The organism is Mesorhizobium sp. L48C026A00 (genome assembly GCF_000502375.1).
Taxonomy (GTDB): Bacteria; Pseudomonadota; Alphaproteobacteria; order Rhizobiales; family Rhizobiaceae; genus Mesorhizobium; species Mesorhizobium muleiense.
In genome coordinates this window covers 68589-79498 of the sequence record NZ_AYWU01000035.1, presented here as the reverse complement: position 1 = coordinate 79498, position 10910 = coordinate 68589, and the positions used below count along the sequence as shown (strand labels likewise).

The window sequence follows — 10910 nt, the reverse complement described above, 5'->3', positions numbered from 1 at the left end:
TGGGCATCGCGCCGACCGGCTTCGAGATCGACTGGAACAAGGTCATCTTCAAGATGCTGCATCTCAAGGGCATCTATGGCCGCGAAATGTTCGAGACCTGGTACAAGATGATCGCGCTGGTGCAGGGTCCGCTCGATGTCAGTGGGCTGATCACCCACCGCATCGGAGTGGACGACTTCCAGACCGGGTTCGATGCGATGAAGAGCGGCAATTCCGGCAAGGTGGTGATGGACTGGTGAGTGTTGGCCGGGTGCCGTTCCGGAAACGTTAGAGGGGTGGGCAGGATCGCTGCGTAGCAGTTTCATAGCTGCGTCGTTGATCTATCCAATGCCCCTTAAGTGCCGCCATCCCTTCCGTGACCGCCGCTCGCTCGCTCGCGTTCAGCCTTCCCAGCAAGTCCCGCTCGAACGCTTTTGCCAACGGCACCATCTCGCGATAGGCGGCAAGGCCCGCGTTGGTCAGCGTCAGGTGCTCGACACGGCGGTCTTTTTCATCAGGTTTTCGCGTCAGCCAGCGGCGCCGTTCGAGCTCGGCGACGGCGCGCGAAACCTTGGTCTTGTGCATGGCCGACTGTTCGCCGAGCGCTGTTGCCGTCATCGTGCCGTGCTGGCCGAGACCGGCCAGCGTGCGCCATTCGGGCCGCGTCAGGCCGTGGCGGTCCTTGTAAACCCTGGAAAATTCGCGGCTGACAGCATCGGCAAGGCGATAGAGCCGGTAGGGCAGGAAGCTTTCAAGTTCGAGGGTGTCAGCCTCCATGGTCTGCTCCATCACGATTGATAGTTACATTTTCGATGGTTACAAATGAAACCAATTTGGTCAATCCAGGGAGGATGCCATGGCCTTTTCCTACATGCCGGGGTTCGGCAACGACTTCGAAACCGAGACTTTGCCCGGTTCGCTGCCGCAAGGGCGGAATTCGCCGCAGCGGCCGGCCTACGGCCTTTATGCCGAGCAGCTTTCGGGCTCGCCCTTCACCGCGCCACGCGGCACCAATGAGCGCTCCTGGCTTTATCGCATCAGGCCGAGCGTCAGGCACACCGGCCGCTTCAAGGTGGCGGATTATCCGCTGTGGAAAAGCGCGCCGAATGTCGGCGATCACGAACTGGCGCTTGGCCAGTACCGCTGGAACCCGGTGCCGATGCCGAAGGAACCCACCGACTTCATTGCCGGCATGCGCTCGATCACCACCGCCGGCGACGTGCTCGGCCAGACCGGCATGGCCGCCCATGTCTATGTCGCCAACCGATCGATGGCCGACGACCATTTCTTCAACGCCGACGGCGAGTTGCTTATCGTGCCGCAAGTGGGCGCGCTGCGCTTCGTCACCGAGATGGGCGTCATCGAATTGCGACCGGGCGAGATCGCCGTGCTGCCGCGCGGCCTCGTGTTCAAGGTCGAACTGATCGATGAAACAGTGCGCGGCTATGTCTGCGAGAACTACGGCGCCAAGCTGACGCTGCCGGATCGTGGCCCGATCGGCGCCAATTGCCTGGCCAATCCGCGCGATTTCAAGACGCCTTGCGCCTGGTTCGAGGACAAGGAGACGCCGTGCCGGCTGATCGTGAAATGGTGCGGCCAGTTTCATGTCACCGAACTCGATCATTCGCCGCTGGATGTGGTGGCGTGGCACGGCAACTACTCGCCCTACAAATATGATCTCGCAACGTTTTCGCCGGTCGGCGCCATCCTGTTCGACCATCCCGATCCGTCGATCTTCACGGTGCTGACCGCGCCGAGCGGCGAAGAGGGCACCGCCAACATCGACTTCGTCATCTTCCCGCCGCGCTGGCTGGTGGCCGAAAACACGTTTCGCCCGCCCTGGTATCACCGCAACATCATGAGCGAGTTCATGGGCCTGATCCACGGCCAGTACGACGCCAAGGAAGAGGGTTTCGTTCCCGGTGGCATCAGCCTGCACAATCTGATGCTGGCCCACGGGCCTGACGCAACAGGTTTTGAAAAAGCTTTCCACGCGGATCTGAAACCGGTCAAGCTCGACAACACCATGGCCTTCATGTTCGAGACGCGATTCCCACAGATGCTGACCCGCTACGCCGCCGAGGTTGAAACCCGGCAGGACAATTACATCGACTGCTGGGCCGATCTGAAGAAGCGCTTCAACGGCACGCCCGAGGGCGACTGGTCTTGAGCGCTGATCCAATGCGGGATCGGCTGGTGCTGCTGGGCTCGAAGGGCGGCCCGGCGCTCCGGCCGGGCGGTCCGTGGCCGAGTTCGTCGCTGCTGAAATTCGGCGGACGTACCATCGTCGTGGATTGCGGGCTTGGCGTGACGCACGGGCTGGCCGAGACCGGCATCAGCCTGAAGTCGCTCGACCTGGTCTTCATCACGCATCTGCATTCCGACCATGTGCTGGAACTCGGTCCGCTGATCCACACCGCCTGGACGGCGGGTCTGGCGACACCGGTCACCGTGTTCGGCCCGCCCGGCACCGGCCATTACTGGCAGCGCTTTTGCCAGGCGATGGAATTCGACATCGAGATACGCATAGTCGACGAAGGCCGGCTTGATATCGCAGATTTGGTTTCGATCATCGAGTTCGGCGAAGGCCGGGTGATGGAGGAGCGCGGCCTGAAGGTTTTGGCGCTGCGCGTCGACCATCCGCCGGTGAACGACTGCTTTGCGCTGCGCTTCGAGCATGCCGGACAGAGCGTGGTGTTTTCCGCCGATACGGCGTTCTTTCCGCCATTGGCGGATTTCGCCAAAGGCGCCGACATTCTCGTCCATGAAGCCATGCTGGAAGACGGCATCGAGCGGCTCGTCGCGAAAACCGGCAATGGCGCGCAGCTGAGGGAGCATCTGCTCGCCAGCCATAGTTTTGCTGAGGAGGCGGGGCGCATCGCCAGTGACGCAGGAGCCAAAAGACTGGTGCTCAACCACCTCATCCCGGCCGATGATCCCGAGATCGGCGAGGCCGACTGGATCGCCGCCGTCAGGAAAACATGGGCCGGAGACTTGACGATTGCCCACGACGGCCTTGTTGTGGGACTGGAGCATGATCCCGAACCGAAGGACCGCGTTAGCGAAAAGTGAGAACCGGTTTTCGGAAGAGATCATAAGAACAAAATTCAAAGCGGCACCAAAGCCGCATCAGGAGAGGAAACCGCATGAAGCTTGCCACATTGAAGGACGGGACGCGCGACGGAAAGCTGGTCGTCGTCTCGCGCGACCTGACGCGGTTCACCGATGCCTCGTTTCTGGTGCCGACGTTGCAGTCGGCGCTCGACGACTGGAACCGGATCGCGCCGCATCTGGCGACAATAGCGGAATCGCTGGAGAACAATGCGGTGCCGTCAGCGCGCTTTCACGAGCATGATGCCCATTCGCCGTTGCCGCGCGCCTACCAGTGGGCCGATGGCTCTGCCTATGTGAATCATGTCGAACTGGTGCGGAAGGCGCGCGGCGCCGAGATGCCGGCAAGCTTCTGGACCGATCCGCTGATCTACCAGGGTGGTTCGGACAGTTTCATCGCGCCGCGTGATCCGATCCGCACGGTCGACGAGGCTCTTGGCGTCGACATGGAAGGGGAAGTCGCTGTCGTCGTCGACGATGTGCCGATAGGCGCAAGCCTCGATGCGGCAAGAGCCGCGATCCGGCTGGTCATGCTGGTCAATGACGTCACGCTGCGCTCCCTCACCGCGCCAGAGCTTGCCAAGGGCTTCGGCTTCTTCCAATCAAAGCCGTCCTCGGCGTTTTCGCCCGTCGCGGTGACGCCGGACGAACTTGGCGAGGCCTGGGATGGCGGCAAGGTCAACCTGCCGCTGCTGGTCGATCTCAACGGCAAGCCGTTCGGCCGCGCCAACGCCGGCGTGGACATGACATTCGATTTTCCGGCGCTGATTGTGCATGCCGCGAAAACCCGGCCGCTGGCCGCCGGCACCATCATCGGTTCGGGCACGGTCTCCAACAAGCTCGACGGCGGGCCTGGCAAGCCTGTCTCGGCGGGCGGCACCGGCTATTCCTGCATAGCCGAGTTGCGCATGATCGAGACTATCGAGGCCGGCGAACCGACAACCCCGTTCCTGGGCCTTGGCGACATTGTGCGCATCGAGATGAAGGACAGGATCGGACATTCGATTTTTGGTGCGATCGAGCAGAAGGTCGAGAAATACGGAGAATGACAGGCGAGACTGTCTATCTTCTTTGCGGTGTCTGGGCTCTTCTCATGCTGGCGATCTTCATCCAGGCGATCCGGCTGAGCTATCGCATCGAGGCGCGCTCGCCGGGGCTTACCAACCGCAGCGGCTTTCCGCGCAACGCGATGATTTTCCACACGGTGACCAACACGAACCTCGCGCGGGACGAGGAGACGCAAGCCATGCGCCGGCGCATGAATCGGCTGCTGCTGATCGTTCTCGCCGGATTTGCGCTTCTGTGGGCGGGCGTGTCCTTGGTCCAGTCAGCGGAGTGATCTAGCTTAATCGTTCCAAACGCGGGGGGACCCAAGATGCCTTACACCGCTACTTACCTTTGGTTCGTGGGAATTTGTAGCATCGCTACTGCCTGGCTTTTGATTTCGGCGATCCGGCTCTGCCGTCAGATCGAGGATCGATCTGAAAGACTGCGTAACTTCAGTAGCGTGGCGCGTCTGCCGAAGCTTGTTAACGTCGCTATAAATCGGGACGTTGCGAGCGATGTTGAAACGCAAGCGCTACGCCGTGGTATGATCGCTCGTCTGCTAGCCATAGGGGCTATCGGTATCGCCGTGAATTTGATTGCCTGGACTGGTGTGTGACGTGGACCTGCTCGACCATCTGCGCCGCATGGTGCGCAACAATCTCTGGTCGAACGACCGGCTGTATAGCGCTGTGCTGCAGCTTGAGCCCGGCGAATTCGAAGCCGAGCGAACCAGCTTCTTTCCGTCGATCATGGCAACGCTCAACCACATCCTGGCGGTCGATCATCTCTATCTCGATTTTCTCGAAGAGGGCGGCGTTGGCGCCGCGGCCCATGACGATTTCGTGCCGTTCGATGAACCACAAGCGCTGTTTGACGCCCAGGGCGCATCCGACCGGCGATTGATCGCCTTTTGCGATCATTTGTCGGCGGTCGATCTCGACCGCCATGTCATCACCGACCGGCGCGAGGACGGAAAAATACCGGAGCGCATCGGCGATCTGCTCGCCCACCTCTTCATCCACGACATCCATCATCGCGGCCAGGTGCACGCCATGCTGTCCGGCACCTCGGTAAAGCCGCCGCAACTCGACGAATTCTTCCTCGACTATGATCTGAAACTCAGGAGAGCGGAGGTCGAGCGGTTGGCGATTGATGGCGGCAATTAATTGTAGTGACGAAAATTCTTGACTTAATTATTGTAGGTACATAAATTTCGATGAAGATCGTCTGGGACGAACCGAAACGGTTGGCCAACATCGAAAAGCACGGGTTGGATTTTGCCACGCTGGATGAGGAATTTTCCTTACGTCAACGATCCGTGCGGCCAAAGCTGATCGTCTCATGGCAATTGGTCGGATGATTGACGGGATCGTTGCCGTGATCTTTGCCCGGCTCGGCTCCGAGGGCATCTCGATCATTTCGATGCGCCCGGCCAACCCGGCTGAAAGAAGATTGTACAATGACAAAACCTAAGCTGCAGACAAAATTCGAACCGGGGCGCGGCTACAGCAAGGAAGATTGGGATGCCGTTTCGGACAATCCGGAATGGACAGAGGAGGATTTTCGAAACGCTCGTCCCTTCGCTGAAGTATTTCCGGACCTCGCCGAAAGCATTCGCCGTTCGCGCGGGCGGCCGGCGCTCGACAATCCCAAGAAACAGGTGACGCTGCGCCTTGACAGCGATGTGGTCGCTCGCTTTCGCGCCGGCGGTCCCGGCTGGCAGAGCCGCATCAACGACATTCTGCGCAAGGCCGCCGGCTTGGCCAAATAGGCGTCGCCTACTCCGCCGCCTGCACCTTCAGCACCCCGCGCTTGATCTGGTCCTGCTCGATCGATTCGAACAGCGCACGGAAATTGCCCTCGCCAAAACCCTCGTCGCCCTTCCTCTGGATGAATTCGAAGAAGATCGGCCCGATTACGGTTTTCGAGAAAATCTGCAGCAGGATCTTGGTCGTGCCGCCGTCAACCACGCCTTCGCCGTCGATCAGGATGCCGTGCTTTTTCATCCGCTCGATCGGCTCATCATGGCCGTGCACGCGGGCATGAGACATCTCGTAATAGGTTTCCGGCGGACCGGGCATGAACTTCAGGCCGTTGGCTGCCAGCCTGTCGGTGGCGCCGTAGATCTCGTCCGTGCCGACGGCGATATGCTGGATGCCTTCGCCATTGTACTTCTTCAGATATTCGGCGATCTGGCTGGTGTCGTCCTTGGACTCGTTGAGCGGGATGCGGATCTTGCCGCAGGGCGAGGTGATCGCGCGGCTGACCAGGCCGGTGATCTTGCCGTCGATGTCGAAGAAATGGATCTGCTTGAAGCCGAACAGGTCACGATAGAAATCCCACCATTTGTCCATACTGCCGCGATAGACATTGTGGGTGAGGTGGTCGAGATAATAGAAGCCGACGCCTTCCGGCTTCGGGTCGGGCTCGCCCAGCCAGTCGAATTCGGCTTCGTAGGCCGAGCCTTTGTCGCCGTAGACCTCGATGAAATAAAGCAGCGAGCCGCCAATGCCTGATATCGCCGGCACATCGAGCGCCTTGTCGACGCCTTCATAGGGTGTGGCGCCCTTGGCGACAGCATGGTCGAACGCGTGCTTGGCATCGACCACCCGCCAGGCCATCGAGGAAGCGCAGGGGCCGTGCTTGTCGACGAATTTCATCGCATGCGAGCCGGGTTCGGCATTGACGACATAGTTGATGTCGCCCTGCCGCCAGACGGTGTTGTTCTTGGTGCGGTGCTTGGCTACCGGTACATAGCCCATGCGGGTAAAAAGGTCGGCGAGCTTTTCCGGTTCGGGATGCGCGAACTCGACGAATTCGAAGCCGTCGGTGCCGGCGGGATTGGCCTTGCTGATCGTTGCGGGCGGTGCATCGTGCGGGAAGGGACCCATGGTGTTGTCCTCCTAAAGCTGCTTGGCCGCAAAGGGCCATTTTGACGCTACTATAGCGCGGAGCAGGCGCATGGTGCTTGCATTCAAACGCTTTAAACGACTAGATCATGCGGGAATTGTGCATGGTGGATGAAAAAATCATGGATGAGGCGCGCATAGACCAGTTTGACCGCAAGATAATGGCTCTCCTGCAGGGCGACGCACGGCTGACCAACAACGATTTGTCGGAACGGGTGAACCTGTCGGCGTCGCAATGTTCGCGTCGCCGCCAGAGGCTGGAGGAGGACGGCTATATCAGGGGCTATCGCGCGGTGCTCGACCGCGACAAGCTCGGCTTCTCACTGGTCAACGTCATCTCGGTGACGCTCGCCACCCACAACCGCGACAATGCGCGGCGCTTCGGCGAGTTGGTGGCGCGGTTGCCGCAGGTGCAGGAGGCGCACGCGCTGACCGGCGAGATGGATTACATCCTGAAAGTGGTGACGCCCGACCTGAAATCGCTGTCGGAATTCGTCAACGGCGTGCTCCTGCCGCACGAATCCGTGCAGCATGTGAAGACGGCGATCGTACTGGAAACGCTGAAGGAAACCGGCGCGCTGCCGATTTAATGCATGTCGCGCAAAAGCATGCCCTCGGGCCCGACCCGAGCGTGTGCAGCGGTTTGTGATCACGACATGCATAAAAACAGCAACCTAAAGCGCGTCGCATGAGGCCGGTCAGACGCGACGCGCTTTAGCCCTTCGACTGCTGGATCAGCCCAAAAAGGTTGGTGCAGCGTGCGCCGGAACGGCAATAGGCGAACACCGGGCCTTCGAGCTCATCGAGCGCCTCAGCCTGGTCCTCGACATTTTGGGCCGTGATCTGGCCGCTGATGACCGGGATGTAGCGGAAGGTAAGCCCGGAGGCTTCGACTGCCGCTTTGACCGTGTCCGCCGAAGGCTGGCCGGGCTGCTCGTCATCAGGCCGGTTGCAGATGACGCTCTTGAAGCCCGCGGCCTTGATGGCGGCGACTTCTTCGGGCTGGATCTGGCCGGAGACCGAATAGTCCTCGGTGATCTGACGATATTCCATGTTTCCTCGCAAAACTGGTTTGGCCGCAGTCTTAAGACTCCCCGACGAGATCGGCAATCCGCGCAGAATGAAATCCCACTGCGCAGATAGTTATTTTCGACGGAGAATCCAACCGAGCCGACGCGGCCCGGCTGGCTAGGAAGGCATCAGCTTCCGAGGATCGCGCCTTTGATCTGGGCGATGTTGTTGTGCATCAGGTCGATATAGGTCGAGGCCGGACCGTCGGGCTGCGACAGCGCGTCTGAAAAGAGCGTACCGCCCACCTTGACCCCGGTCTCGCTGGCGATCTGCTCGATCAGCCGCGCGTTGGTGATGTTCTCGATGAAGACCGCCGCCGCCTTGTCCTGCTTCACCTGGCTGACCAGCTTGGCGACGTCGGCGGCGGACGGCTCCGACTCGGTCGAGACCCCTTCGGGCGCCAGGAAGGTGAGGCCATAGGCCTTCTCGAAATAGCCGAAGGCGTCATGCGAGGTGATGACGACGCGTTTCTCCTTCGGGATCGACTGGATCGCCGTCTGCACTTCGCCCTCAAGCGCGTCGAGTTTCTTTGTATAGGCGGCGGCATTGGCCTTGTAGCTGTCGCAACCCCCAGCGTCGGCGGTGCAGAAGGCATCGGCGATGTTCTTCACATAGATCTTGGCGTTGGCGATCGACTGGAAGGCATGCGGATCGGTCTCGCCATCAGTGTGGGCGCCTTCAGCAGCGTCGGCATCGGCGAATTCGGGTTTGAAGTTGATCGGCGTGACGCCCTTGGTCAAAACGGCGATCGTCGCCTTGGTGGCACTGGCGTCGACCAGGCGCTGCAAAAAGCCTTCGAAATGCAGGCCGTTGACCAGCACCACATCCGCACCCGCCATGGCCACCGCGTCGGCCGGGCTCGGCTCGTAGACATGGGCATCGCCATCCGGCCCGACGATGGTGGTCAGATTGATCCGGTCGCCGCCGACATTTTTGGCGAAATCGGCAATGATCGTGAAGCTGGCGACCACTTTCAACGGCTCCGCGAAGGCCGACGACTCGCCAAAGGCTGACAATGTTATAACGCCCACTGCCAGGGCGGCGCGGATCGATTTCAGCATGGACGGCCCTCCTTCGGGATCAGGCGGTTCTGTGGCGGTGATGGATAATACGGGCGCGCAGGATGCCGCGCGTGCCGAACAGGATCGAGGCAAAATAGACGACGCCGGCCGACAGGATGATGGCCGGGCCGGAAGGCAGCGACACGTGATAGGACAGAAGCAGCCCCGCGACGCAGGAGGCAAAGCCGATCAGCACCGCCAGCACGCACATCGGCTCGACGCGCATGGTCCAGAAGCGGGCGGCGGCCGCAGGCAGCATCATCAGCCCGACCGATAGCAGCGTGCCGAGCGCCTGGAAGCCGCCGACCAGGTTGAGCACAACGAGGCCGAGGAAGATGAAATGCACCGGGCTGCCCAGCCGGCTGACCGAACGCAGGAACAGCGGGTCGAGACATTCGGCGACGAGCGCCCGCCAGAAGATGGCGAGGCTGACCAGCGTGACCAGCACGATGCCGCCGATCAGTGTCAGCGCTTCATTGTTGAGCGCAAGCACGGTGCCGAACAGCACATGCATGAGATCGACGCTGGAGCCGCGGATCGACACCATCAGCACGCCGATCGCCAGCGAAATCAGGTAGAAGGCCGCCATCGAAGCGTCCTCGCGCTGGATGGTGAAGCGCGAGACGGCGCCGGCGCCGAGCGCGACGATGATGCCGGCAATCAGCCCGCCGATGGTCATCGGCAGGATTTCCAGCCCATAAAACAGGAAACCGGCGGCAGCACCCGGCAGGATGGCGTGGGCCATGGCGTCGCCGGAAAGGCTCATGCGCCGCAACATCAGGAACACGCCGACCGGGCAGGCGCCGAGCGACAGCATCAGCGAGCCGGCAAGCGCCCGCTGCATGAAGGCGAATTCGGCGAACGGAGCAACGAGAAGACCGTAGAGCGTGTCCATCATGCTGCCCGCGGCCCGGAGCCGTGATGATGGTCGTGCGCATGGTTGTGCCCAGGGTCGTGCCCGGGGCCGTGACCGTGATCACCGTGTTTGTCCGGCTCGCACCAGGGCGCGTTCTCCTCCCAGGCTTCGTGGAAGCGGCGCGCGCGCAACAGGTTTTCCGGCCGCAGTGTTTCCCTGGTTTCGCCCCAGGCGATTGGCTGGCGCGCCAGCAGCAGCGTCTCGGGGAAGTTCTGGCGCACCAGTTCCAGATCGTGGACGACAACCAGGATCGTGCGTTCCTCGCCATGCCAGCGCTTGATTAGTGCGATCAGGTCGCCGACGGTCTTGGTATCGACGGCGTTGAACGGTTCGTCGAGCAGAATGAGATCGGCGTCCTGCAGCAGCACGCGAGCGAACAGCGTGCGCTGCAGCTGGCCGCCCGACAGCGTGTCGATCGGGCGCTTCTCGAAGCCGCCGAGGCCGACGGCCATCAGCGCCTGGCTGACCGATTCGCGATCTTCCCTAGTGTAGCGGCCGAGCAGCCCGCGCCGTGGCCACAGGCCGAGCGAAACCAGATCAACGACCCGGGCGGGAAAGGAGCGGTCGAGTTCCGACTGTTGCGGCAGATAGGCGGCGCGCACGCCGGGCGCCCGGACAACCGTGCCGGCCATCGGCTTCAACACGCCGACGATACCCTTCATCAGGGTCGACTTGCCCGATCCATTGGCGCCGACGACTGCTGTCAGCGACCCGCGGCGGATTGTGCCATCGAGATGATGGATCGCCGGATGGCTGTTGTAGCCCAGCGTCAGGTCGCGGAATGTCAGGCAGGTTTTGGTCATGTGACGATCCGTG

14 protein-coding genes and 2 pseudogenes are annotated in these 10910 nt (G+C 61.4%); 10 read left to right on the top strand and 6 right to left on the bottom strand.

What is annotated here, in order from left to right; genetic code table 11:
• A pseudogene (gene tdh, locus X738_RS0144125) lies at positions 1–239 on the top strand (L-threonine 3-dehydrogenase); the annotation flags it as partial.
• A 28-nt stretch (positions 240–267) separates the two neighbouring features.
• On the opposite strand, the gene X738_RS76115 reads toward tdh, so the two are convergent.
• Entirely contained in the window at positions 268–756 is a 489-nt protein-coding gene (locus tag X738_RS76115) for a MarR family winged helix-turn-helix transcriptional regulator (protein WP_023803223.1), read from the bottom strand.
• A gap of 79 nt (positions 757–835) precedes the next feature.
• Here X738_RS76115 and hmgA point away from each other — a divergent pair, with 79 nt between their 5' ends.
• From hmgA to X738_RS76080, 8 genes and pseudogenes are all read left to right on the top strand, one after another.
• Positions 836–2149 (top strand): homogentisate 1,2-dioxygenase, encoded by a 1314-nt coding sequence (gene hmgA, locus X738_RS76110; protein ID WP_023803222.1) that lies wholly within the window; start codon positions 836–838, stop codon positions 2147–2149.
• A gap of 11 nt (positions 2150–2160) precedes the next feature.
• Positions 2161–3051, top strand: a complete 891-nt coding sequence (locus tag X738_RS76105; RefSeq protein ID WP_023803221.1) for an MBL fold metallo-hydrolase — start codon at positions 2161–2163, stop codon at positions 3049–3051.
• Positions 3052–3125: 74 nt separating this feature from the next.
• Positions 3126–4139: a fumarylacetoacetate hydrolase family protein gene (locus tag X738_RS76100; RefSeq protein ID WP_023803220.1), complete on the top strand. Its 1014-nt coding sequence runs from the start codon at positions 3126–3128 to the stop codon at positions 4137–4139.
• Between the two features lie 44 nt (positions 4140–4183).
• A complete protein-coding gene (locus X738_RS76095) occupies positions 4184–4429 on the top strand; it encodes a hypothetical protein (protein WP_245277834.1) in 246 nt (81 codons plus the stop codon).
• Between the two features lie 36 nt (positions 4430–4465).
• Positions 4466–4753, top strand: a complete 288-nt coding sequence (locus tag X738_RS0144120) for a hypothetical protein (protein WP_031256732.1) — start codon at positions 4466–4468, stop codon at positions 4751–4753.
• A 1-nt stretch (position 4754) separates the two neighbouring features.
• Positions 4755–5303 carry a DinB family protein gene (locus tag X738_RS76090; protein WP_023803218.1) on the top strand — a complete coding sequence of 183 codons (549 nt, stop codon included), beginning with the start codon at positions 4755–4757 and terminating at the stop codon, positions 5301–5303.
• A gap of 50 nt (positions 5304–5353) precedes the next feature.
• Positions 5354–5610, top strand: a pseudogene (locus X738_RS76085) (BrnT family toxin).
• The gene (locus X738_RS76080) at positions 5597–5908 is read left to right on the top strand and encodes a BrnA antitoxin family protein (RefSeq protein ID WP_023803217.1); all 312 of its coding nucleotides are present in this window, start codon (positions 5597–5599) and stop codon (positions 5906–5908) included. Before X738_RS76085 ends, X738_RS76080 begins: the two are co-directional and overlap by 14 nt.
• A 7-nt stretch (positions 5909–5915) precedes the next feature.
• Here the strand turns inward: X738_RS76080 and hppD are convergent, their stop codons facing one another.
• On the bottom strand, positions 5916–7028 hold the full coding sequence (hppD, locus tag X738_RS76075) for a 4-hydroxyphenylpyruvate dioxygenase (protein ID WP_023803216.1): 1113 nt from the start codon (positions 7026–7028) through the stop codon (positions 5916–5918).
• 140 nt (positions 7029–7168) lie between these two features.
• On the opposite strand from hppD, the gene X738_RS76070 reads away from it, so the two are divergent.
• Positions 7169–7636, top strand: coding sequence for an Lrp/AsnC family transcriptional regulator (locus X738_RS76070; protein ID WP_023803215.1), 468 nt, complete (start codon positions 7169–7171; stop codon positions 7634–7636).
• Positions 7637–7760: 124 nt separating this feature from the next.
• Here X738_RS76070 and X738_RS76065 read toward each other — a convergent pair whose 3' ends face one another.
• The 4 genes from X738_RS76065 to aztA form a co-directional block, all read right to left on the bottom strand.
• A complete protein-coding gene (locus X738_RS76065; RefSeq protein ID WP_023803214.1) occupies positions 7761–8099 on the bottom strand; it encodes a TIGR01244 family sulfur transferase in 339 nt (112 codons plus the stop codon).
• 146 nt (positions 8100–8245) lie between these two features.
• Complete coding sequence (gene aztC, locus X738_RS76060) at positions 8246–9178, bottom strand: zinc ABC transporter substrate-binding protein AztC (protein WP_023803213.1); 933 nt, start codon at positions 9176–9178, stop codon at positions 8246–8248.
• A gap of 19 nt (positions 9179–9197) precedes the next feature.
• Entirely contained in the window at positions 9198–10073 is an 876-nt protein-coding gene (gene aztB / locus X738_RS76055; RefSeq protein WP_023803212.1) for a zinc ABC transporter permease AztB, read from the bottom strand.
• A complete protein-coding gene (gene aztA, locus X738_RS76050; protein WP_023803211.1) occupies positions 10073–10897 on the bottom strand; it encodes a zinc ABC transporter ATP-binding protein AztA in 825 nt (274 codons plus the stop codon). The genes aztB and aztA overlap by 1 nt, the downstream gene beginning before the upstream one ends.
• Positions 10898–10910: the final 13 nt, after the last annotated feature.

Bases quoted from the DNA above. Each gene is read 5' to 3' on its own strand.
- X738_RS76115 (WP_023803223.1), bottom strand. From the start codon at position 756: ATGGAGGCTGACACCCTCGAACTTGAAAGCTTCCTGCCCTACCGGCTC.
- hmgA (WP_023803222.1), top strand. From the start codon at position 836: ATGGCCTTTTCCTACATGCCGGGGTTCGGCAACGACTTCGAAACCGAG.
- X738_RS76105 (WP_023803221.1), top strand. From the start codon at position 2,161: ATGCGGGATCGGCTGGTGCTGCTGGGCTCGAAGGGCGGCCCGGCGCTC.
- X738_RS76100 (WP_023803220.1), top strand. From the start codon at position 3,126: ATGAAGCTTGCCACATTGAAGGACGGGACGCGCGACGGAAAGCTGGTC.
- X738_RS76095 (WP_245277834.1), top strand. From the start codon at position 4,184: ATGCTGGCGATCTTCATCCAGGCGATCCGGCTGAGCTATCGCATCGAG.
- X738_RS0144120 (WP_031256732.1), top strand. From the start codon at position 4,466: ATGCCTTACACCGCTACTTACCTTTGGTTCGTGGGAATTTGTAGCATC.
- X738_RS76080 (WP_023803217.1), top strand. From the start codon at position 5,597: ATGACAAAACCTAAGCTGCAGACAAAATTCGAACCGGGGCGCGGCTAC.
- hppD (WP_023803216.1), bottom strand. From the start codon at position 7,028: ATGGGTCCCTTCCCGCACGATGCACCGCCCGCAACGATCAGCAAGGCC.
- X738_RS76070 (WP_023803215.1), top strand. From the start codon at position 7,169: ATGGATGAGGCGCGCATAGACCAGTTTGACCGCAAGATAATGGCTCTC.
- X738_RS76065 (WP_023803214.1), bottom strand. From the start codon at position 8,099: ATGGAATATCGTCAGATCACCGAGGACTATTCGGTCTCCGGCCAGATC.
- aztC (WP_023803213.1), bottom strand. From the start codon at position 9,178: ATGCTGAAATCGATCCGCGCCGCCCTGGCAGTGGGCGTTATAACATTG.
- aztB (WP_023803212.1), bottom strand. From the start codon at position 10,073: ATGGACACGCTCTACGGTCTTCTCGTTGCTCCGTTCGCCGAATTCGCC.
- aztA (WP_023803211.1), bottom strand. From the start codon at position 10,897: ATGACCAAAACCTGCCTGACATTCCGCGACCTGACGCTGGGCTACAAC.